Raw genomic sequence first — 22,495 nt, 5'->3', positions numbered from 1 at the left:
AACCTGAAGACGAACGATCACACTCGCCCGCGGGAGCGGCTGCTATCGGTCCTGGTGGATGCGGCACGGTACCTGGGCGCCCTTCCTCTTCTGGAAGGACAACGAGGCAAGCGGCCGCGGATCGCGGTGACACGAGGTCCAGCCGCTTCGCTCGGATGACGGCATTGGTCGCGCTCTGGCCCGACAGGGGCTGGTCCTCATTGCCCAGCAGAGCGGCCAACTTTCCCGGACCGAAGCTCGCGTGGCCTTGGCAGTCGGCCCACCCGAGGGTGGCGAAGTGGACGAGGTAGGCGAGCTGGTGCCGGGAGTCCTGGGCCATGCGCCGGTACTCATGCTGGGAGATCCCGCCCCAAGAGCGACCGGTACCGAAGTGGATAGCCACTGAGCGCGGCTCCTTCCTGTGCGGCGCACGGGTTGCGCCAGTTACCCCCGCCTGGTGGCGGGACATGTGCCTCCCTTTCTTCGCGGGGGTGGACCAGCCACAGTCGGCATGGTCCTCACAGGGTGCCCAGGATTCGGGTCTGGACTCGGTCTCATGCAGTCGAGAGCGACGGCGGTGACCTGGCAGAAATCCTACGGAGCAGGGGAGGGCCCGCAGAGGGGCCCTCCTGCCGTACAGGGGAGGAGATGGTCAGCTCTCGCTGTGCACCGCCGCCAAGTCCCGGACGCGGCGCTTGAAGTCCATCGGGATCAAGACCTGCACGCGGCCCTTTCCTTCCTGCCACATGCCGTCATGTCCTTCCGGGGACATTGCCTGCACAGCGGTCAGGGGTGGCAGTTCCTCGGCGTAGATGATCGCCCTGACTCCGGCTGCCCGGAGTTCCTTGCCCTTCTCGTGCTGGGTCGACAGCTTTGCCCAGCGCTCGCGATAGGTCTCATTCGTTGGGATCTCGTCCCAGCCGTCCGGCCGGGTGGGCTGGGCCATGAGTTGCTCGCGTCGTGCGTCCAGCCGCTTGTACGTATCCCGGTACTCCTGCTTGCCCAGCTCACTGGAGTAGAGGCCAGCTTCGCGGTCCTCCCGGAGTTCTCCCAGCGCGCGGTTCACTTCCTCGATGTCCCGTGTGAAGTCGACGCCCGGGCGGAAGACCTTCCGCACGATCTCGACATCGCCGGCCGCGCGCAGGAAAACCTCCTCGACGGCCCCCTCCAATACATGAGCCGCAATGCCCTTGCTGCCCGTAGGGCAGGGCTTGTGCGTGGTCCGGGAAGCGCAGCGGTAGTACGGCCAGTTCCGACCCGGACCGAGGTACGCCGGTTCTCCGCAGGTGCAGAAGGCGACCCTGAGCATCGGAGAGCCGCCCTTCCGGTTGCCGTTGCGCTTGCTGGTGTTCTCGTCCAGCTTCTTGTTCGCCAGTTCCCACTCCTCCTGGGTGATCAGCGGCTCCGCACGCTGGAGAGGACGCCCTTCCGCGTCACGGACGACGCGAGTTCGCTTCATCTTCTGGCCGTCGATGACAACTTCCTCCGTCACCTCCATCTGACCGAGAACGTTCAGGGAGCGCACCACCTTGGCTGTGTTCGCGGCGGTCCACCGGCCGCCCTTCGGGGGCTTGCCGTTCCTGATCAGCTGGGCATCGAGCGATACCGGGGTCTTGGTCGGGTCCTCATTGAGCCACTGGGCGATGCTGTTCGCCGACTCGCCCTCGATAAGTCGGCGGACGATCTCGCGCAGCGTCCCGGCGGTGTCCGTTCCGTAGTCGTCCAGGACCAGCCGCCAGCCGTCACCGGTGTCCTGCTTCTCCGCCCGGTAGCCGTACGGGATCCGACCACCACGCCAGCGCCCCTCCTTCACCAAGTGGTTGTACGAGGACTTCGCCCGGGCCTTGATGGCTTCGAGCTCCCCTTCCGCGAAGGAAGCGATCAGACTGAACAGCAACTTGCCCATCTGCGTGTTCAGGTTGATCCCGTCCTCGACGGTGGCGACCTCCTTCCCGTGCTTCTCGCACCATTCCACGAGCGTGTGCACGTGGAGCACGCGCCGTGAGAGGCGGTCCAGCTTCAGCGCGCAGATGGTGTCGTACTCGTCGGCCCGGGACTCCTCCAGCGCGATCCGGTGCTCGATCGAGCTGACCTCCTTGCCGATAGTGGACGGAAGCCACTTGCCGAACTCCGGGCGCTTCCACGGCTCGACACCGCCGGACACGTCGATGTCCTCGACCCACCCGACGACAACGTGCCCTTCCTGGTCGGCCCATCGTTGAATCGATCGGCGCTGGCGCTCCGGCGATGTGGTCTCGTCCGACACCTTCGACAGGCGGACTACTCCCAGGACTCTTGCCACTTGCTCTCCCCATCCCCTGTGGTGCTTGGAGATCGACGCTAGGGCCCGGGCGGGCGCAGCGTCAAAATGGATTGTTCGACACGGCCAACGTGTACGGGTGGGGTGAGAACAAGGGCCGCACCGAGGAGATCATCGGCACCTGGTTCGCCCAGGGCGGCGACCGCCGCGAGAAGACGGTCCTCGCCACCAAGGTGTACGCCTCCATGTACCGCGAGGGCGACACCTGGCCCAACTACGACCGCCTGTCGGCGCTGAACATCCGGCGCGCCGTCGAAGCCAGCCTCAAGCGGCTCCAGACCGACTACATCGACGTCTACCAGTTCCACCACGTGGACCGGCTGACCCCCTTCGAGGAGATCTGGCAGGCCGTCGAGGTCCTCATCCAGCAGGGCAAGATCCTCTACGCGGGCTCCTCCAACTTCCCCGGCTGGAAGATCGCCCAGGCCAACGAGATCGCGGCCCGCCAGAGCCGGCTCGGCCTGGTCAGCGAGCAGTGCATCTACAACCTCGCCGAGCGGCGCGCCGAGATGGAGGTCATTCCGGCCGCGCAGGAGTACGGCCTCGGGGTCATCCCCTGGTCCCCGCTCCACGGGGGCCTGCTCGGCGGGGTCATCAAGAAGGAGGTCGAGGGCGGTCGCCGCGCCTCCGGCCGGTCGGCGGACGCGCTGGCGAACAGCACCGTGCGGGCGCAGGTGCAGGCGTACGAGGACCTGCTCGACAAGCACGGCCTGGAGCCGGGCGAGGTCGGGCTGGCCTGGCTGCTGACGCGTCCGGGGGTCACCGGGCCGATCGTCGGGCCGCGCACGCAGGAACAGCTCGACTCGGCCCTGCGCGCCGTGGAGCTGGAGCTCTCGCAGGAGGTCCTGGCCGGCCTGGACGAGGTCTTCCCCGGTCCCGGAGCGTCGCCGGAGGCCTTCGCCTGGTAAGTACGGCCCGGAGGGCTACTGTCCGACGGCAGCCGCCACGGCCACGACGACGAACATCAGTACGAGCACACCGGCCATCACACGGTTTCTGGTCTTGGGATCCACCCGTCGAGCGTAACGCGGCGGCCCCCGCGTCCTGGACGCAGGGGTTCAGCCGACGAGCGGCCAGGCCCCGACGGTCTCGTAGCGGGGCTGCTCGCCCGGCACCCCGCTGACGGGGAGGTTGCTGCGGACCAGGCTGAGCGTGTCGACCTGCCAGGGCGTGCCCGCGAAGTCGGCGAGGGCGTCCAGGTAGGGCCGCAGCGGGGTGGTGCCGCGGCTGCGGGCCAGGGTGAGGTGCGGGGTGTACCGGTGGTGCTGTTCCATCGGTACGCCGGCTCGCCGGGCGGCGGCGTTCGCCCGTTCGGCGAGCATCCGCAGGCCGGTGAGCTCCCCGGCGGCTCCGGCCCACAGGGCGCGCTCCCCGAAGTGGCCGCAGCCGTGCAGCCGCAGTGCGAAGGGGGCCGTGCGGTGGGCGGCCCGTTCCAGGCGGGTGTGCAGTTCCGGGAGCACCTCGTCCCGTACCTCGCCCAGGAAGGCGAGCGTGAAGTGCCAGCCGGGCCGTCCGGTCCAGGTCAGCCGGTCGTCGTGCAGCGGGTCGACGGCCCGGGCCAGCTCGGCGACGGCCTCGTCCGGTGGGAGGACGGCTGCGAACAGTCTCATGCCGGCGAGCGTAGCCGTGCGCGCGCCGTTGTCGGGCGCTCCGCCCCCGGACCCCCGCGCCTCAAACGCCGGCGGGGCTGTGTTTCAGTCTCGCCGGCGTTTGAGGCGCGGGTCCGGGCGCAGCCCGAAAGGCAGGGCCGCAGGGCCGCAGGGTCAGGCCACCGTCACCAGTTCGCGGTGGCGCGGGACGGCCGGGACGAAGGTCACGCCGTGCCGGTTCACCCGCAGCCGGAGGTTGCCGACGCGGGCCAGGACCACGGCGATCGCGAGGGAGGCGGCCAGGGAGATCACACCGCCCGCGGCCATGCCGATCCGGGCGCCGTAGGTGTCGGTGATCCAGCCCAGCAGGGGAGCGCCCAGCGGGGTGCCGCCGGTGAACACCATCATGAACAGGGCCATGACCCGGCCCCGCATCTCGGGGTCGGTGGCCATCTGCACGCTGGAGTTGGCCGTGACGTTGACGGTCAGGCCGAAGATCCCGATGGGCACGAGCAGGGCGGCGAAGAGCCAGAAGCCGGGTGCGAAGGCGGTCACCAGGAGGAGGACCGAGAACAGGGCGGCGGCGGCCACCAGCACCCGCAGGCGGGACTGTCCGCGCCGGGCGGCGAGCAGGGCGCCCACCAGGGAGCCGGCCGCGATCAGGGTGTTGAAGAGCCCGTACGTGCCCGCGTCCCCGTGGAAGACGTCGCTGACGTACGCCGAGAGCCAGATCGGGAAGTTGAACCCGAAGGTGCCGATGAAGCCCACGAGCACGATCGGCCAGATCAGCTCGGGGCGGCCGGCGACGTAGCGCAGGCCTTCGCGCAGCTGTCCCTTGGCGCGGGGGCGCGGCTCGACCGGGTGGAGTTCGTCGGTCCGCATCATCAGCAGGGCGGCGAGGGGTGCGGCGAAGGACAGTCCGTTCAGCAGGAAGGCCCAGCCGGAGCCGACGGCGGTGATCAGTACGCCGGCGATCGCCGGGCCGACCAGCCGCGCGGACTGGAAGTTCGCGGAGTTCAGGCTGACGGCGTTGGCCACCTGGTCCTTGCCGACCATCTCGGACACGAAGGTCTGCCGGGCCGGGTTGTCGACGACGGTGACCAGGCCGAGCGCGAAGGCGGCGAGGTAGACGTGCCACACCTGGACGTGCCCGGCCAGGGTGAGGGCGGCGAGGGCGATGCCGGTCAGGCCCATCGCGCTCTGGGTGGCCAGCAGCAGCGGCCGCTTGGGCAGCCGGTCGGCGAGGACGCCGCCGTAGAGGCCGAACATCAGCATCGGCAGGAACTGCAGGGCGATGGTGATGCCGACGGCGGAGGCGGAGCCGGTCAGCGAGAGGACCAGCCAGTCCTGGGCGATGCGCTGCATCCAGGTGCCCGTGTTGGAGACGACCTGGCCGGTGGCGAAGAGCCGGTAGTTGCGGATCTTCAGCGAGCTGAACATGGAGCCCTTGCCCGCGGGTGCCGTGACGGCCCGGGGGGCGCTCACGGCGGTGGTGGGGGTGGATGTGTGGCCGGGTGCGGAGTCTGCTCCGGTTCCCGTACTCAAAAGCGTTCGCCTCCTGGCGTCGTTCCTCAGAGGTGCGCGAGCTTCTCCAGGACGGGTGCGGCCGCGCGGAGCTTGGCCCATTCGTCCTCGGTCAGCTCGGCTGCGAGCCCTGCCAGGAAGGCGTTGCGCTTGCGGCGGCTCTCTTCGAGCATCGCTTCGGCCTCCTGCGTCTGGCGGACCACCTTTTGGCGGCGGTCGTCGGGGTGCGGTTCCAGCGTGACCAGTCCCTTGGCTTCCAGCAACGCGACGATGCGTGTCATCGACGGCGGCTGGACGTGCTCGCGTCGGGCGAGCTCACCGGGTGTGGCCTGGCCGCAGCGGGCGAGGGTGCCGAGGACCGACATCTCGGTCGGGCTCAGCGATTCGTCCACACGCTGGTGCTTCAGGCGTCGCCCCAGCCGCATGACGGCGGAGCGGAGATCGTTCACGGCGGCTGCGTCGTCGCCATGGGAGAGGTCATGCATGTATTTAGAGTAACTCATTACTCTTCCTAAGGAAAACCGGTTTCCCGGGTTACACCTGGGGTCACTCATACGGGTGAGTCGGCGGCTGAAAGCGGCCCGCGCGCGCACCCCGTGCCCCGACTCTTTCGGCATGGGGACACATGTGCTGAGCATGCGCATAGACGGGGAGCTCCTCGACAGGCTCCGGATCCACGCCGCCAAACGCGGAATGAGCGTCCAGGACTATGTGGTCCGGACGCTCATTCGCGACGACTTCGACGAGCGCTTCAAGGCGGCCGTCGACGAGACAGAGAAGTTCTACGGTCTGACGTGAGCTAGTGCGCGAGGCCGAGGGCGGGCATCGCGTAGTAGAAGACGAACACCGCCGACACCACGTACATGGCCACCGGGACCCCGCGTCCCCGGCCGGTCGCCAGGCGCAGCACGCAGAAGCTGATGAAGCCGATGCCGATGCCGTTGGTGATCGAGTAGGTGAAGGGCATCATCACCATGGCCAGGAAGGCCGGGACGGCGATGGTGAAGTCGCTCCAGTCGATGTCCTTGACCGAGCCCGCCAGGATCAGGAAGCCGACCGCCACGAGCGCCGGGGTGGCCGCCTGGGACGGGACCATGGTGGCGAGCGGGGCGAGGAACAGCGCCACGGCGAAGAGGCCGCCCGTCACGACGTTCGCCATGCCCGTACGGGCGCCCTCGCCGACACCGGCCGTGGACTCCACGAAGCAGGTGGTCGCGGAGGAGGAGGTGGCGCCGCCCGAGGCGACCGCCAGACCGTCGACCAGCAGGACCCGGTTGATCCCGGGGAACTCGCCGGTCTTCTTGTCGATCAGCTTCGCCTCGTCGCCGACGCCGAGGATCGTGCCCATCGCGTCGAAGAAGCAGGACAGCAGCACGGTGAAGACGAACAGGATGCCGGTGAGCATCCCGACCTTGCCGAAGCCGCCGAACAGGCTGACCTCGCCGACGAGCCCGAAGTCGGGCGCGGCCACCGGGTTGCCGGGCCACTCGGGCACGGTCAGGCCCCAGCCGGAGTCGGGCAGCTTCGCGAACAGCTGGACCACGACGGCCACGACGGTCATGGCCACGATGGAGATCAGGATCGCGCCCGGCGTCTTGCGGATCAGCAGGGCGAGGGTGAGCAGCACGCCGATCACGAAGACCAGGACCGGCCAGCCGTGCAGGTGGCCGTCGCTGCCGAGCTGGAGCGGGACCGTGGTGTGCGCGGCGTCGGGGATGCGGGAGACGAAGCCCGCGTCGACCAGGCCGATCAGCATGATGAACAGGCCGATGCCGATGGCGATGCCCTTGCGCAGGCCCAGCGGGACGGCGCTCATGACCCGCTCGCGCAGGCCGGTGGCGACCAGCAGCATCACGACGAAACCGGCCAGGACCACCATGCCCATGGCGTCCGGCCAGCTCATGCGGGGGGCGAGCTGGAGCGCGACGACCGTGTTCACGCCGAGGCCGGCGGCGAGCGCGATCGGGACGTTGCCGATGACACCCATGAGGAGGGTCGTGAAGGCCGCCGTCAGGGCGGTGGCCGTCACGAGCTGGCCGTTGTCGAGCTGGTGCCCGTACATGTCCTTCGCGCTGCCCAGGATGATCGGGTTGAGCACGATGATGTAGGCCATGGCGAAGAAGGTCGCGAAGCCGCCGCGGACCTCGCGGGCGAGGGTCGAGCCGCGCTCGGAGATCTTGAAGTAGCGGTCCAGCGGGCCGGAGGGCTCCTGGGGGGAAGGCTCCGGGGCGGTCGCTGCGGGGGCGGGGGCCGGGGTGCTCATACGGTCCTCATTGGGTGGTTCATACGAAGAAAATGGGCCGCGCCCAAACCGTTTCAGTATGAACACATGAACGAAAGGGCGTCCATCTCCGCGCGTAGATGACGTTTCGCGCCGCCTAGACTTGCCGCATGGCGAAATGGATTGCGAAGCACGAGGCGCCCGAGCCCCTGGAGGGCCCCGTCGTCGCCACCGTCACAGGCGGCACGATCCTGTGGTTCGCCCTCTTCCTGGTCCAGCTGCCCTTCTACGGGTGGTTCGCCGACCGGGGCCGGCTGTGGTGGGTCTGGACCTGCGCGGCCGGAGGCTTCCTCGGCCTGATCGGCATCTGGTACGTCCGAGGCCGCGACGCGGCGCTGAAACGTCACGCGGAAGCTGCTGCGCAGGCCGAGCGGGACGGGCAGGCGGGCCCGGCCCCGCAGGCGTAGGCGGCTCATCCGAGGGGGCTCGGGGTGGGGCGGCGCGCGGGCTACCAGGGGACGATTCGGGTCATCCTGAGGTCGGATCTTCCCGCCGCTCAGCGAGTGAAGCGCAAGAACCCCGCTTAACGTCGAAGACATGACGCAGCGGGCTGGAACCGAATCCGACGGGCCGGAGCCGGGTGGTGGGACGGCCGCCCCCGCCATCGACGCGGGAGCGGAGCTGGACCCCGTACATCCGGTGCGACCGCCCGCGCCCCTCTTCAAGCCGGGCGGGCTCAGCACCGCCGAGGTCGCCGAGCGGGTCGCGCGGGGCGAGGTCAACGACGTTCCCCTGCGGAGCAGCCGCTCCACCACCGACATCGTCCGCGCCAACGTCTTCACCCGGTTCAACGCGATCATCGGCGTGCTCTGGGTGATCATGCTCTTCGTCGCACCGATCCAGGACAGCCTCTTCGGGTTCGTGATCGTCGCGAACACCGGCATCGGCATCATCCAGGAACTGCGCGCCAAGAAGACCCTCGACAGCCTCGCCGTCATCGGCGAGGCCAAACCCAGCGTCCGCCGCGACGGCCGGACCGCCGAGATCTCCACCTCCGAGATCGTCCTCGGCGACGTCGTGGAACTCGGCCCCGGCGACAAGGTCGTCGTCGACGGATCCGTCGGCGAGGCCGACGGCCTGGAGATCGACGAGTCCCTGCTCACCGGCGAGGCCGACCCCGTCCTGAAGAAGCCCGGCGACCCGGTGATGTCCGGGTCCTTCGTCGTCGCCGGCGGCGGCGCCTTCACCGCCACCAAGGTCGGCCGCGAGGCCTACGCCGCCCAGTTGGCCGAAGAGGCCTCCCGCTTCACGCTCGTCCACTCCGAGCTGCGCTCCGGCATCTCCACCATCCTCAAGTACGTCACCTGGATGATGATCCCGACCTCGATCGGCCTGATCATCAGCCAGCTCCTCGTCAAGGACAACAACCTCAAGGACTCCATCGCCCGGACCGTCGGCGGCATCGTCCCGATGATCCCCGAGGGACTCGTCCTGCTCACCTCCGTGGCCTTCGCGATCGGCGTCATCCGCCTCGGCCGCAAGCAGTGCCTGGTCCAGGAGCTGCCCGCCATCGAAGGCCTCGCCCGCGTCGACGTCGTCTGCCTCGACAAGACCGGAACCCTCACCGAGGGCGGCATGGACGTCACCGAGCTGCGTCCGCTCGGCGGCGCGGAGCCCTCGTACGTCAAGAAGGTGCTCGGCGCCCTCGGCGAGTCCGACCCGCGCCCCAACGCCAGCCTCCAGGCGATCATCGACGCCTACCCCGACATGGCGGAGTGGCGCTGCACCGAGTCCCTGCCCTTCTCCTCCGCCCGCAAGTACAGCGGAGCCAGCTTCAGCGAGGGCGACGGGGAGAACAACACCTGGCTGCTCGGCGCCCCCGACGTGCTGCTCCCCGCCGGGGACCCCGCCCTCGACGAGATCAACGACCTCAACGAGCAGGGACTGCGCGTCCTCCTGCTGGCCCGCTCCGCCCGGGAACTCGACGACGCGGCCGTCGCCACCGGCGTCCGGCCCACCGCCCTGGTCGTCCTGGAACAGCGGCTGCGGCCCGACGCCGCCGACACACTGCGCTACTTCGAGGACCAGAACGTGAGCGCGAAGGTCATCTCCGGTGACAACGCGGTCTCCGTCGGCGCGGTCGCCGGCAAGCTGGGCCTGCCGGGCGCGGAGAACACCGTGGACGCCCGGCGGCTCCCCACCGACCGGACCGACATGGCGAAGGTCCTCGACGACAACTCGGTCTTCGGACGGGTGAGCCCGCAGCAGAAGCGGGACATGGTGGGGGCCCTCCAGTCGAAGGGCCACACGGTCGCCATGACGGGCGACGGGGTCAACGACGTCCTCGCCCTCAAGGACGCCGACATCGGCGTGAGCATGGGCTCCGGTTCGGAGGCGACGAAGGCGGTGGCCCAGATCGTCCTCCTCAACAACAGCTTCTCGACCCTGCCGTCGGTGGTCGCCGAGGGCCGCCGGGTCATCGGCAACATCACCCGCGTGGCCACCCTCTTCCTCACGAAGACGGTCTACTCGGTACTGCTGGCCATCCTGGTGGTCTGCTCGCAGGTCGAGTACCCCTTCCTGCCCCGACACCTGACGCTGCTGTCCACGCTCACCATCGGCATCCCGGCCTTCTTCCTGGCCCTGGCCCCGAACAAGGAACGCGCGAAACCGCACTTCGTGAAACGGGTCATGCGGTACGCGATCCCCGGCGGCGTCGTCGCGGCCGTCGCCACCTTCGTCTCGTACCTGATCGCCCGCCACCACTACACGGGCCAGGGCGCCCTCGAAGCCGAGTCCAGCGCGGCCACGCTGACGCTGTTCCTGACGTCCATGTGGGTACTGGCGATCATCGCCCGCCCCTACACGTGGTGGCGGGTGGCCCTGGTCGGCGCGATGGGCGGGGCGTTCCTGATCGTCCTCGTCGTGCCGTGGCTGCAGGACTTCTTCCAGCTCAAGCTGGTGGGCGCCGTGGTGCCGTGGATCGCGGTGGCCGTCGCCGTGGGCGCGGCCGTCCTGATCGAGTTCACCTTCAGGTGGGTCGACCGGAAGGTCCCGGCCTGACCGGTCAGGACACCGACACGGGCTGCTGGCCCTCGGCGGTGGCGGCCTGCCGGGGGCCCGGGACGCCGTTCGCGGGGCGGCGCCGGGCGCCGATGTCCTTCAGGCGCATCGCCGGGCGTTCCACCAGGTGCCAGGAGAGCACCGCCGCGAACAGCGCACCGGCCAGGGAGAGACCCAGGTAGGCGGCGAAACCCCAGCGCGCGCCACCGAGGACGGCCAGCGACTGCTGCACGAGGAAGCCGTAGATGTAGATGCCGTACGAGTAGTCGTGCCGGGCGCCGATCCGCTGGAACGGCTTCGGCAGCCGGATGGCCAGCCACAGCAGCAGGTAGCAGAAGGCCGGCACGCCCAGGGCGAAGAAGTACCCGTAGTGCAGGGTCAGCGCGAACACCACCGCGCTGAGGGCCGCCAGCGGGTCGCTGACCGGGACGCGCTCCTTGTAGAGCTCCAGCACCGCACCGAGGGCGAAGGCGAAACCGAGGTAGACCATGAAGTTCACGCTGTGCGGGCCCATCAGCGGTATCACCAGGTCACCGCCGTGCGCCGCGCTCCCGGCCCCGGAGTTCAGGCGGTTGCCTACGGCGTCCCCGACGACCAGGCCGCCCAGGACCACGGCCACCGCGAGGACGGTGCGCCGGGACCGCACCAGCGACCCGCCGAGCGCGAGCAGGCCGACCCCGAGGTAGCAGAGGATCTCGTAGGCCAGTGACCACAGGGCGCCGTTCATCGCCGCGTTGTGCGTGAGCCCCTTGGTGGTCCCGGTCTCCATCACACCGGATATCCCCCACTGCCCGACACCCACGGCCCAGTTCGCCTCGACGTACGCGAAGGGCCCCTGCGGGTGGTCCCAGAACCCGGCCGTGCTGCCGTGCTGACGCCAGTACAGGTACGGGGCCACGGCGAAGGCCGTGACGGCCATGCAGACCCAGAAACCGGGCAGCAGACGCAGCGCGCGGTGCCACAGGAAGCGGCCCACGGGCAGCCGGTTCCCGCTGCGCGTCACGAGGATGCCGGAGAGGAAGAAGAAGCCGAACACGGCCATCTTCCCGAGGTCGATCTGCCCCTGCGAGAAGCCGTGACCGATCTCATGGCTGCCGAAGCCGAGGATGCCCGCGTGCGAGACCACGACGGCGGACGCGAGGATCAGCCGCAGGAGGCCCAGGCTGTTGTTCCGGCCGGAAAAGAGCTCGGAAACCGGCCCGCGGGACCACCGGAAGCCGGCCGAACGGGCTCTCCTGTCGGGCATGACGCTCCCCCTGAACGATTCCCTGAGGGCGCGTTCTCTTCGTGGTCGTGGATCCGCTGGTCGGACGAAAGCACTGATCAGTCTGAGTCGGCACGTGCCGCCTGTCAAAGGGAGAGCACGGGTTCCGGGCGGCCGCCCGCCCGGAACCCGGCCCCCCGCAGGTCAGTCGAACCAGCGGTCCCGGGCCAGTTCCGCCGTACGCGACGGGTCCTCCAGCAGCGCCGCCACCTCGAAGCGGCGCGGCCACTGGCCCGCCGACCAGGCGAGGCCGGCGGCCACGCCCTCCAGGGTGGACGCGTGGAGCGTGCCGTCGGGGGTGCGGCGCCAGTCGAGTTCCGTGCCGCCCGCGACCAGCTCCTCGTGCTCGACGTACGTCACCGGAGTGGCCGGACCCAGCAGCACGAGCACCGACTCCGGCACCTCGTGCTCCTCGCCGGGCGTGGTCACCTCCGCCGGGACCGTCTGGGAGAGGCGGCGGACCTGGAGGAGCTCCGCGAGATCCGCCGCGCGCGACGGAGGGACCGGCAGCAGCGGCAGCCCCGCCGTCAGCGGGAGCAGGTCCGGTGCGTCCGCGATCACCGCGTCGGCGGCGTCCACCACGAGCACCTCGCCGTCGACCACGGCGCGCAGCTCGTCCGGGAGGGTGACCTGCTCGGGGTCCAGATCGGCCAGCGCGCCGTAGAGGCCGTGCAGCTGGTGGCCGCTGACCTCGCGGTCCGGGTCGGCGAGCCGGCCCAGCAGTTCGGCGGCGCCGCCGGGCTCGTCCAGCAGGGCCGCGACGGAGGTGCGTACGCCCAGCGCCCGCAGGACCTGCTCGTCCTCGAAACCGGTGGCGTCCGCCGAGGTGTAGAGGCCCGCCAGCAGCGGGTCGCCGCCCGCTGCGCGCAGACCCGCCGGGCGGCGGCCGTCGAGCACCGGGTGGTCGCGCAGCCACCACGCCGTGTACGGGCGCACCGACTGGGTGGTGCCGTCCGGCAGCAGGATCCGCACGGGCTGGGTCAGCGCGTCGCGCAGCGGCGGCTGCGCGAGCATGGCGAGGGCCTGCGGCCAGCAGTCGTCGTCGACGAGGTCGAGGTCCCGGACGGCGATCAGCTCGGTCGCCACCGGCGGGACCGGCAGGTCGGGCAGCTGGTCCAGGACGTCCTCGCACCACACGTCCACCGCGTCCAGCAGGCCCGCGTCGTCGGGCTCGGCGAAGTCGCCCTCGCGCGGTTCCAGCTCGTCCGGGTCCAGGACCACGTCGGTGGCACGGACCAGCTGGAAGGTGGCCAGGACCCCGCACGCGGTGAGCGGGCCCGCGCCCCACCGCTCGGCGAGGTCCGCGTCCACGTACGGGACCTCGTCCTCGCGGATCACCGAGGCCAGCGGGCTGCCCGGCAGCAGGAGCTCGCCCGCCGGGACCAGTTCCCCGTCCTCGTCGGGCAGGGCCAGCGCGCCGAGCCAGGGCTCGTCGCCCGGTGCCAGATCGGCGTCCCGGACCAGCCCCAGGACCACCTCGGCCAGCTCGTCGGCGTCCAGGGTGTCGGCGTCCTCGTCCCAGATCTCCCCCGCGTCGAGGGAAGCCGCGACGGCGGCCCGCACCTGCGGCGTCGTCAGGACCGCGCGGGCCGTGGCCGGGAGGGCGCCGAGCTTCTCCAGCAGCGGGTGCGCCGCGTCCGGATGGGCCACCTTCAGGCCCAGCCGCGCCAGGTCCGCCGGGGTGTCCGCGCCGGGCAGCAGGATGTGCCGGGGGCCGATGGAGGTGCGCCCGTCGGCGAGCGGCACGGGCAGCCCCGACAGCCGGTCGGGGTCCACCCCGGCGAGGCTGTCGTAGAGCCGGTGCCACCACTCGGGGGTCCGCTCGATGCCCGCGATCCGCTCGATGGCGTCACCCAGCGGGAGCCGGCCCACCCCCAGGGTGCGCAGCTCGGCCCGGCGCTCCAGGCCGGCCGGCAGCAGCGTCGGCAGGACCTCGGCGAGGACCCGTACGGTGTCGGCGCCCGCGCCCTCCACCACCTCGGCCTCGAAGGGGCGCAGGGCGGCGCGCTCCTCCGCGTGCTCGGGCGGCGCGGCCGGTGCGAGGAAAGCCGTACGGGGCAGCCGCTGGAGCACGGCGGCGCGCAGGGCCCCGTCCAGCTCGCCCTTGCCGAGCGGGCCGGGCACCAGGTCCACGAGGGCGGTGCTCACCGGGTCCCAGGCGCCGAGGAGTTCGGCGTACGCGTCGGCCGCGCGCTCCACGAGGAAGTCCAGCAGCGGCCCGGGCGCCGGATGCCGGCGGGTGGTGTCCAGCGGCAGGGTCGCGATGAGCAGCGCCGGGATGCCCAGCGGCTCGTCGGTGGGGGTCGGCGCGTGCACCACCGGGGCGGTGACCGGGCGCAGCGGGGCGCCGTCGGAGTCGACGGGCACGGCCCAGGACACCGCCCAGGCGGGCCGCAGCCGCTCCTCGACGGGCCGGTCGGCGAGCAGCGCCCGCTCGATGGGGCCGCCGTGGCGGACGGTGCGCCAGCGGTGGGTGACCGTACCGGAGGCGGTGGTGTCCTCGATGACCGTGTACGGGCCCTCGTCGCGCCGGTGCAGGGTGCGCGTCCCCTCGGACGGGGTCTCCACGACGACCTCGCGCAGCCCGGGCAGGGTCAGCAGCAGGGCGTCGTCGACGCCTGCCAGCAGCCGCTCCACCAGCCCCTCGGCGGCGGCGTCGCGCAGCGGGAGGACCACGACGGTGTCGTAGCCCTCGGGGGCGGTGCCCTCGGCGGGCAGCGGGAGGCGCAGCAGCGGAACGTGCCCGTCGCGGCGGCGCAGTTCGTCGCCGAGGCCGGGGCTGCCGACGGCCGCGCCCCGGGCCAGTTCGCGGGCCTCGGCCAGGGACCAGCGCACCCCGCCGTGCCGGCCGAGCACCGCCGGTTCGTCGGAGACGGCCAGCACGGCCGCGAAGCCGACACCGAACCGGCCGACGCTGTCGCCGGCGGGCTCCCGCTTGGCGGAGGCGCGCAGCGTGCTCAGCGATTCCACGCCCGTCGCGTCCAGCGGGGCACCGGTGTTGGCGACGGCCAGCAGTGCGTGGCCGGCCTCGCCCTCGTGCAGGGTGAGCCGCAGCCGGCCGGGCACCTTGGCCCGGGCCGCGGCGTCGGCGGCGTTCTGCGCCAGCTCGATGACGAGCCGGTCCCGGTAGCCGCCGAGCGCGAGGTCCTCCTCGGCGTTGGCGTCCTCACGGAACCGGGCCGGGCCCGCGCCCCACGCGTCGAGCACCCCGCGCCGCAGCCGGGCCGTGCCGAAGGGGTCCACACCGCTCTGGGCCGCCGTCACTCGCACGCTCACGCCGCTGCCTCCAAGAATCGCCGCCGGAGCCCTGAAGGTACCGCGTGCGGCCGAACCCCCACGCCGGTGGCCTCGGGGTGTCCGGGGAACGCCGAAGCCCCCGGCGACCGCAGGTCACCGGGGGCTTCGGGCCGTAGGGGGCGGACGGTGGTCAGAGCTTGTCGATGACGAAGTCGATGCAGGCGGTCAGCGCCTGCACGTCCGCCGGGTCGATCGCCGGGAACATCGCGATGCGCAGCTGGTTGCGGCCCAGCTTGCGGTACGGCTCGGTGTCCACGATCCCGTTGGCGCGCAGCACCTTGGCGACGGCCGCCGCGTCGATGTCGTCCGAGAAGTCGATCGTGCCGATGACGGAGGAGCGCTTGTCGGCGTCCACGACGAACGGGGTCGCGTACTTCGAGGCCTCCGCCCAGCCGTACAGGTTGCGCGCACTGGCCGCCGTACGGCCCGTGGTGAACTCCAGGCCGCCCTGGCCGTTCATCCACCGCAGCTGCTGGTCCAGCAGGAAGAGGGTGGACAGCGCAGGGGTGTTGTAGGTCTGGTTCTTCAGCGAGTTGTCGATCGCCGTCGGCAGCGAGAAGAACTCCGGGATGTGCCGGGTACCGGAGGCGTGCACGCGGGCCGCGCGCTCCAGGGCCGCCGGGGAGAACGCCGCCAGCCACAGACCGCCGTCCGAGGCGAAGGACTTCTGCGGGGCGAAGTAGTAGACGTCCGTCTCGGTGATGTCCACCGGCAGACCGCCGGCACCCGACGTCGCGTCCACCAGAACGAGGGACCCGGCGTCGGCGCCCGCGACGCGCTTGATCGGCGCCGCCACACCCGTCGAGGTCTCGTTGTGGGTGTACGCGTAGACGTCCACGCCCGCCTCGGCCACCGGCTCCGGGTGCGTGCCCGGGTCGGAGGAGATCACGGACGGCGCGTCCAGCCACGGCGCGAGCTTCGCGGCCGTGGCGAACTTCGAGGAGAACTCGCCGAAGGTGAGGTGCTGGGACTTCTGCTCGATCAGACCGGCGGTCGCGATGTCCCAGAAGGCGGTGGAGCCGCCGTTGCCCAGGATCACCTCGTACCCCTCGGGCAGGGAGAAGAGGTCCCGGAGTCCCTGGCGCACCGAGCCGACCAGGTTCTTGACCGGGGCCTGGCGGTGTGAAGTGCCGAGCAGGGAGGTACCGGTGGCGGCGAGGGCGTCCAGCGCCTCGGTCCGCACCTTGGAGGGGCCCGCGCCGAAGCGTCCGTCGGCGGGCTTGATGTCAGCGGGAATCTGGATCTCAGCCACGAGCGGAGCGTATCGGGTCCCGGTCCGCGCTTCTGAGGCGCGTCCACCCGATGAGACGGATCCGGCCAGTGGCAGGGTGGTGACGTGACGTCACCCGGTGAACTCGAACGGACATTGCGGGAGAACCTGCGCGGGGAGGTCGACTTCGGCGCCGCCGCACGCGCCCTGACCACCATGGACGCCTCGAACTACCGGCGCGTCCCGGTGGGTGTGGTCGCCCCGCGCGACGCCGGCGACGTGGCGGCCGCCCTCGCCGTGTGCGCGGCGGCCGGGGTCCCGGTCGTGCCGCGCGGCGGCGGGACCTCCGTCGCCGGCCAGGCCACCGGGGTGGGCGTCGTCCTCGACCTCACCCGGCACATGAACGCCCTGCTGTCGGTGGACCCGGCGGCCCGGACCGCCGTCGTCCAGCCCGGACTGGTCCTCGACCGGCTGCGGGACGCGGTGCGCCCGTACGGGCTGACCTTCGGGCCCGACCCGTCCACGCACTCCCGCTGCACCCTCGGCGGCATGATCGGCAACAACGCGTGCGGGGCCCACTCGGTGGCCTGGGGCACCACCGCGGACAACGTGACCGAGCTGGCCGTGACGGCGTACGGAGGCACCGAGCACCGCATCGGCACCGGCTGGGCGGGCGCCCCCGCCGGCCTGCGGGAGCTGGTCACCGGACACCTCGGGCTGCTGCGCACCGGTATGCCGCCCGGCTTCTCGCGGCGGATCTCCGGCTACGGGGGCCTCGACGCGCTGCTGCCCGAGCACGGGGTGCGGCTGGCGCGGGCGTTCTGCGGCAGCGAGGGCACGCTCGGGGTGGTGACGGAGGCGGTGGTGCACCTGGTGGAGGCGCCGCGCGCGCCGGTGCTCGCCGTCCTCGGGTACGCGGACGAGAGCGCGGCGGCCGATGCGGCGGCGGGACTGCTGCCGTACGGGCCGCTGACGGTGGAGGGAATGGCCGAGGACCTGGTCGGCGGCACGGCTTCGCAGCTGCCCCGCGGCGGGGCGTGGCTGTTCGTGGAGATGCCGGACGAGGGCGGGGCGCGCGCGGTGCTGCGGGCCGCCGACGCGGTGGACCGGCTGCTGGTCACCGACCCGGCGGCGCAGCGCGCGCTGTGGCGGATCCGCGAGGACGCGGCGGGCACCGCCACCCGGATGCCGGGGGGCACCTCCCGGACGGAGTCCGGGGGAGGGGCCATGGCCTGGCCGGGGTGGGAGGACTGCGCGGTGCCGCCGGCCCGGCTGGGGGCGTACCTGAGGGAGTTCCGGGCCCTGCTGGCCGCGCACGGGCTGCGCGGATCCCCGTACGGGCACTTCGGCGAGGGCTGCGTGCACGTACGGATCGACTTCGACCTGGCGTCGGCGGCGGGCATCGCCCGCTTCCGGGACTTCTCCGGGGAACTGGCCGATCTCGTCGTCGCGCACGGAGGGTCCCTGTCGGGGGAACACGGGGACGGGCAGGCCCGCGCGGAACTGCTGCCCAGGATGTACGGGACGGAGGTGGTCCGGCTCTTCGGCGCGTACAAGGACGTGTGGGACCCGGCGGGCGGCATGAACCCGGGGATGCTGGTCAGACCGGCACGACTGGACGAGAACCTGCGCTTCGCGGTGCTGCCCGCCACCTCGCTCGCACGTGAGGTCGCGCGCTGCGTGGGCGTCGCGAAGTGCCGGACGGCCGAACCGGGCGGCTCCGCGGTGATGTGCCCCTCCTACCGGGTCACGGGCGAGGAACGGCACTCCACCCGGGGCCGGGCCCGGCTGCTGCACGAGATGCTGGCCGGGGAGATCGTCACGGACGGCTGGCGTTCGGCGGAGGTCGCCGAGGCACTGGACCTCTGCCTGGGGTGCAAGGGCTGCCGCAGCGACTGCCCGGTGGGCGTGGACATGGCCGCGTACAAGGCGGAGTTCCTGCACCGGCACTGGGCGGGCCGGATCCGCCCGCTCTCCCACTACACCCTGGGCGGCCTGCCGGGCTGGCTCCGGCTGATCGCGGGCCTGCGGGCGGCGGGCGCCGTCAACGCCCTGGCCCGGTACGTGCCCGTACCCGGGCTGGACCGGGACCGGGGCGGGCGCCTGCCGGAGCTGGCGCGCGAGCCGTTCACCCGGTGGTGGCGGGCGGAGGGAGCGGCGGGCGCGGAGGGAGCGTCGGGGTCTCGTGCGGGCACCGGTGAGGGCACCGGTGCGGGGCGGCCGGTCACCCTCTGGCCCGACACGTTCACCCAGTACCTGAACCCGGACGCGGGCCGCGCGGCCGTACGGGTGCTGCGGGCCGCGGGACTGCGCGTCGAGGTGCCCGCCGCCGCGGCCCGGGTGTGCTGCGGCCTCACGTACGTGTCCACGGGCCGCCTCGACCGCGCCCGCACCGTCCTGCGCCGGACGCTGGACGCACTGGTAGACGTACCGGGGCCCCTCGTGGTGCTGGAGCCGAGCTGCGCCGCGGCCCTGCGCACCGACCTGCCTGAGCTGCTCCCCGACGACCCCCGCGCGGCCCGCGTCGCGGGGGCGGTGCGGACCTTCGCCGAGACCCTGGAGCAGTACGCCCCGCACTGGCGGCCGCCGCGCCTGGACCGGAAGGTGGCCGGCCAGACCCACTGCCACCAGCACGCGGTGCTCGGGGACGGCCCCGACCGGCGGCTGCGCGAGCGGGCCGGGCTCGTGGGCGAGCTCAGCGGGGGCTGCTGCGGGCTGGCGGGCAACTTCGGCTTCGAGCCCGGGCACCACGAGGTGTCGGTGGCCTGCGCGGAGGAACAGCTGCTCCCGGCCCTGCGGGCGGCTCCGCCCGGCACGGCGATCCAGGCGGACGGATTCTCGTGCCGCACGCAGATCGCACAGCTGGGCGGGGTACGGGCCCGGCACCTGGCGGAACTCCTGGCGGAGGGGTTGTAGGGCGGCCGTAGCACGGTGTTGGCACGGTTGTAAGGCAGGACATACGGCGACACTCCTTACGGGCCCTTAGTCTGGAGAGATGCCCGCACCTTCCTCTTCGTCCACCCCGGCGGCCTCGCCGGCCGTCACCGCACCGGCCCCGTCGACGGCCGAGGGCCCCCGCGCCGGTTCCGCTTCCGGTTCGGGCTCTGGTTCCGGTTCCGGTTCGGGGCTCGGTCCCGTGGCGCTGGTGATCTCCGCGGGGATCTCGGTGCAGTTCGGCGCCGCCCTTGCGGTCATGATCATGCCGAGGGCGGGAGCGGCGGGCGTGGTCACCCTGCGCCTCGCGGCAGCCGCGCTCGTCCTGCTGCTCCTGTGCCGCCCGAAGGTGCGCGGCTACTCCCGTTCCGACTGGGGCACGGTGCTCGCCTTCGGCGTCGCCATGGCAGGGATGAACGGCCTCTTCTACCAGTCCATCGACCGGATCCCGCTCGGCCCGGCCGTCACCCTGGAGGTCCTCGGACCGCTCGTCCTGTCCGTCGTCGTCTCCCGGCGCCTGGTCAACCTCCTGTGGGCCGGGCTCGCGCTCGGCGGCGTGGTCCTGCTGTCCGGGCACGGCGGCGGCGGCCTCGGCTTCGGCTCCCTCGACCCGCTGGGCGCGGCCTACGCACTCGGAGCCGGCGCCATGTGGGCGGCGTACATCGTGTTCAGCGCGCGTACGGGCCGCCGCTTCCCGCAGGCGGACGGGCTCGCGCTGGCGATGGCGGTGGCCGCCGTCGTCTCGCTCCCGCTCGGCGTCGCCGAAGCAGGCTCGAACCTGCTGGTCCCGAGCACCCTCGCCCTCGGCCTGGGCGTCGCCGTCCTGTCCTCGGTCCTGCCGTACACGCTGGAGCTGCTCGCGCTGCGGCGCATGCCGGCCCCGACCTTCGCGATCCTGATGAGCCTGGAGCCGGCCATCGCCGCCACCGCGGGCTTCCTCGTCCTGCACCAGGCCATGTCCGCACTGGACGCCCTGGCCATCGCCCTCGTGATCGCGGCCAGCATGGGCGCGGTCCGCTCCCAGATCCGGAAGAAGGCCGCCTGATGGACGTCACCACCTACCTGGCAGCGGTCCCGGAGGCCCGGCGGGAGGCCCTGGTGCGGCTGCGGGCGCTGTGCCTGGAGGAGCTGACCGGGTTCGAGGAGGGGATCGCGTACGGCATGCCGGTGTACGTGCGGGCGGGCGGCACCGAGGGCGAGATCGCCTGGGCGAACCAGAAGCAGTACATCTCCTTCTACCTGCTGCGCACCGACGTCCGCGACGCCTTCGCGGACCGCCTGGCCCCCCACGACATGGGCAAGGCCTGCCTCCGCTTCCGCAACCCCGCCAAGGTCGACTTCGACCTCCTCCGCGACCTGCTCCGGGCGACGGCCCGGGCAGGGCACGGCGAGGTCTGCTGAGGGGCGGGCGGGCCGGGTGCGGGGTCAGCCGAGCGGGAGGTCCAGGTAGGACGGGGTGGCGTCCGGGGAGGTGAACGCCAGGGTCGCCCGGGGCAGGTTGGCGTCGGCGTAGAAGGGGTCGCGGGCGTCGATCACCAGCATCAGGCGGTGGCCGCGCGGCAGGTCGTAGGCCGTGGCCTGGAGATCGATGTCCGCGCTGATCAGGCTGTCGGGCGGGGAACCCAGGTCGGTGTACGGGGCGTGCGTGACGAGGTGGGCCGTGCCGTCGGGGGCCGTGTCGAGGAGGTACGCGACGAAGGTCGACCCGGGGTTCGCCGCCCGGTACGTCACGCGCAGCCGCGGTGTCCCGCGCAGCCGCATCGTCTCCGCGGCCGGGTCGGCGGTCCACACGGCGGCGACGGTGCGGTCGATGTCCTGGGTCCGGTAGGTCTTCGGGCGGCCGGCGATCTCCGCGTAGCCGGACTGCACCACCGTGTCGGCGACCGTCGCCGGGGTGTCGACCCCGCACAGCACGGTCGACGTCCAGCCGGGCTGCGGTTCGTCGCCGAGCTCGCCGTCGCCCGCCAGGTGCAGCCGTTCCAGGCGTTCGGTGAGGGACGGCCAGGTCGGCCGGAATTCGAGGGTCCTGCTCCACATGACCTCGCCGAGTACCTGGCCCTCGGCGTGGATGCCCTTGTCGATCTCCCTGAGGTGGTGGTCGAGCCAGCGGTGGGCGTCCGTCCAGATCCGGTTGGGCAGGCCGAGCATGCCGGTCATCTCGGGGCCGGAGTGGTCGCCGATGGAGACGGCGAGGCGTTTGGGGCCGGTCAGTTCGTTGAACATCTTCAGCGTCTGGTTGGGCGGGAAGAGCGTCTCGTGCCAGGCGTGCGAGAAGAAGACCGGCACCTGGCGGCGGTTGAGCTCCTTGATGTGGGTGAAGGGCGAGCGGGTCTCCGCCCAGCGCAGGGTGCCCCGGACGTCGCGGTCGGCGAGGACGTTGTCGAAGACGCTCTGCGTCTGCGGGCTCAGCCGGGCCTTCGCGGCCGCGTCGAGCAGGGCCCGTACGGCCGCGACGTGCCGGGTGGAGTTCTCGTAGAAGGCCTCGCCGAGGTCGCCCCAGGTGCTGAGCGCGACCACGGCGTCGACGCGGGTGTCGTGCGCGGCGACGAGCTGGCTGATCCCGGAGCCGTACGAGTCGCCGAGGAAGCCGATCCTCGTCACCGGGCCGGTGCTGCGCTCGACGAGGTGGTCCAGGGCCCGGCTGCCGTCGGCGACGTCGAGCGGGCCCGCCACGTCGACCTGGCCTTCGGAGCCGCCGAAGCCGCGGGCGGAGTACGCGAGGACGTTGTAGCCGCGGGCGGCGAAGCGGGAGGCCTGGACGGCGTACGGGAGCCAGCCCAGGCCGGTCCACGGCGAGGGCATGACGACGGCGGGGCGGGGCTGGGGCCCGGTGTGCCGCCAGAGCGCGGCGTCGAGGAGGTCCCCGTCGGCTCCGGTCACCTTGCTCCGGGTGAAGACGGCGACCGAGCGGACCTCTGCGACCTCGGCGGCGCGGGCGGGGGCCAGCCCGGTGACGTCGCCGCTCTCCAGGGCGGTGACGAAGGCCAGGAGGGCGGTCGCGTCGAGTTCGGGATAGAGCGAGAAGGGCGTGCGGGAGAAGGGGGTACGGGCGGCTGGAGTCACGTCGGTCCATCCTCTTCGGCGTCGTCGAGTG

At 72.0% G+C, this 22,495-nt stretch carries 16 protein-coding genes; 7 read left to right on the top strand and 9 right to left on the bottom strand.

Annotation, left to right across the window (positions count from 1 at the left end; all coding sequences use genetic code 11):
- Positions 1 to 631 precede the first annotated feature (631 nt).
- On the bottom strand, positions 632 to 2,281 hold the full coding sequence (locus DEJ51_RS14415) for a recombinase family protein (RefSeq protein ID WP_150257953.1): 1,650 nt from the start codon (positions 2,279 to 2,281) through the stop codon (positions 632 to 634).
- Positions 2,282 to 2,352: 71 nt separating this feature from the next.
- Between DEJ51_RS14415 and DEJ51_RS14410 the strand changes: the two genes are divergently transcribed.
- The gene (locus DEJ51_RS14410) at positions 2,353 to 3,207 is read left to right on the top strand and encodes an aldo/keto reductase (protein ID WP_223835805.1); all 855 of its coding nucleotides are present in this window, start codon (positions 2,353 to 2,355) and stop codon (positions 3,205 to 3,207) included.
- Positions 3,208 to 3,357: 150 nt separating this feature from the next.
- Here DEJ51_RS14410 and thpR read toward each other — a convergent pair whose 3' ends face one another.
- The 3 genes from thpR to DEJ51_RS14395 form a co-directional block, all read right to left on the bottom strand.
- Complete coding sequence (gene thpR, locus DEJ51_RS14405) at positions 3,358 to 3,909, bottom strand: RNA 2',3'-cyclic phosphodiesterase (protein ID WP_150257951.1); 552 nt, start codon at positions 3,907 to 3,909, stop codon at positions 3,358 to 3,360.
- Between the two features lie 153 nt (positions 3,910 to 4,062).
- Positions 4,063 to 5,433, bottom strand: coding sequence for an MFS transporter (locus DEJ51_RS14400; protein ID WP_223835804.1), 1,371 nt, complete (start codon positions 5,431 to 5,433; stop codon positions 4,063 to 4,065).
- A 26-nt stretch (positions 5,434 to 5,459) separates the two neighbouring features.
- On the bottom strand, positions 5,460 to 5,897 hold the full coding sequence (locus tag DEJ51_RS14395; RefSeq protein ID WP_150257950.1) for a MarR family winged helix-turn-helix transcriptional regulator: 438 nt from the start codon (positions 5,895 to 5,897) through the stop codon (positions 5,460 to 5,462).
- 130 nt (positions 5,898 to 6,027) lie between these two features.
- On the opposite strand from DEJ51_RS14395, the gene DEJ51_RS14390 reads away from it, so the two are divergent.
- On the top strand, positions 6,028 to 6,210 hold the full coding sequence (locus tag DEJ51_RS14390; RefSeq protein WP_030010567.1) for a hypothetical protein: 183 nt from the start codon (positions 6,028 to 6,030) through the stop codon (positions 6,208 to 6,210).
- A 1-nt stretch (position 6,211) separates the two neighbouring features.
- Here the strand turns inward: DEJ51_RS14390 and DEJ51_RS14385 are convergent, their stop codons facing one another.
- Positions 6,212 to 7,675: an NCS2 family permease gene (locus tag DEJ51_RS14385; RefSeq protein ID WP_150257949.1), complete on the bottom strand. Its 1,464-nt coding sequence runs from the start codon at positions 7,673 to 7,675 to the stop codon at positions 6,212 to 6,214.
- Positions 7,676 to 7,803: 128 nt separating this feature from the next.
- On the opposite strand from DEJ51_RS14385, the gene DEJ51_RS14380 reads away from it, so the two are divergent.
- Together DEJ51_RS14380 and DEJ51_RS14375 are read left to right on the top strand one after the other, a co-directional pair.
- Positions 7,804 to 8,100: a DUF2530 domain-containing protein gene (locus DEJ51_RS14380; RefSeq protein ID WP_150257948.1), complete on the top strand. Its 297-nt coding sequence runs from the start codon at positions 7,804 to 7,806 to the stop codon at positions 8,098 to 8,100.
- A gap of 130 nt (positions 8,101 to 8,230) precedes the next feature.
- A complete protein-coding gene (locus tag DEJ51_RS14375) occupies positions 8,231 to 10,696 on the top strand; it encodes a cation-translocating P-type ATPase (protein ID WP_150257947.1) in 2,466 nt (821 codons plus the stop codon).
- Positions 10,697 to 10,700: 4 nt separating this feature from the next.
- On the opposite strand, the gene DEJ51_RS14370 is transcribed toward DEJ51_RS14375, so the two are convergent.
- The 3 genes from DEJ51_RS14370 to serC all read right to left on the bottom strand — a co-directional run bounded on the left by DEJ51_RS14370 (position 10,701) and on the right by serC (position 16,509).
- A complete protein-coding gene (locus DEJ51_RS14370) occupies positions 10,701 to 11,942 on the bottom strand; it encodes an acyltransferase family protein (protein ID WP_150257946.1) in 1,242 nt (413 codons plus the stop codon).
- A 162-nt stretch (positions 11,943 to 12,104) separates the two neighbouring features.
- A complete protein-coding gene (locus DEJ51_RS14365; RefSeq protein ID WP_190620386.1) occupies positions 12,105 to 15,236 on the bottom strand; it encodes a sacsin N-terminal ATP-binding-like domain-containing protein in 3,132 nt (1,043 codons plus the stop codon).
- A gap of 151 nt (positions 15,237 to 15,387) precedes the next feature.
- Positions 15,388 to 16,509, bottom strand: coding sequence for a phosphoserine transaminase (gene serC / locus DEJ51_RS14360; RefSeq protein ID WP_150257945.1), 1,122 nt, complete (start codon positions 16,507 to 16,509; stop codon positions 15,388 to 15,390).
- A gap of 84 nt (positions 16,510 to 16,593) precedes the next feature.
- On the opposite strand from serC, the gene DEJ51_RS14355 reads away from it, so the two are divergent.
- The 3 genes from DEJ51_RS14355 to DEJ51_RS14345 all read left to right on the top strand — a co-directional run bounded on the left by DEJ51_RS14355 (position 16,594) and on the right by DEJ51_RS14345 (position 20,802).
- Complete coding sequence (locus tag DEJ51_RS14355; protein WP_411757316.1) at positions 16,594 to 19,383, top strand: FAD-binding and (Fe-S)-binding domain-containing protein; 2,790 nt, start codon at positions 16,594 to 16,596, stop codon at positions 19,381 to 19,383.
- A gap of 79 nt (positions 19,384 to 19,462) precedes the next feature.
- Entirely contained in the window at positions 19,463 to 20,446 is a 984-nt protein-coding gene (locus tag DEJ51_RS14350) for an EamA family transporter (RefSeq protein ID WP_150257944.1), read from the top strand.
- Positions 20,446 to 20,802, top strand: a complete 357-nt coding sequence (locus DEJ51_RS14345) for a DUF1801 domain-containing protein (RefSeq protein WP_150257943.1) — start codon at positions 20,446 to 20,448, stop codon at positions 20,800 to 20,802. Before DEJ51_RS14350 ends, DEJ51_RS14345 begins: the two co-directional genes overlap by 1 nt.
- Positions 20,803 to 20,826: 24 nt before the next feature.
- Here the strand turns inward: DEJ51_RS14345 and DEJ51_RS14340 are convergent, their stop codons facing one another.
- Positions 20,827 to 22,464: a CocE/NonD family hydrolase gene (locus DEJ51_RS14340; protein WP_223835803.1), complete on the bottom strand. Its 1,638-nt coding sequence runs from the start codon at positions 22,462 to 22,464 to the stop codon at positions 20,827 to 20,829.
- Between the last annotated feature and the right edge of the window lie 31 nt (positions 22,465 to 22,495).

It is taken from the genome of Streptomyces venezuelae (assembly GCF_008642275.1).
Taxonomy (GTDB): domain Bacteria; phylum Actinomycetota; class Actinomycetes; order Streptomycetales; family Streptomycetaceae; genus Streptomyces; species Streptomyces venezuelae_E.
This window is presented reverse-complemented; position numbering and strand designations above follow the sequence as displayed.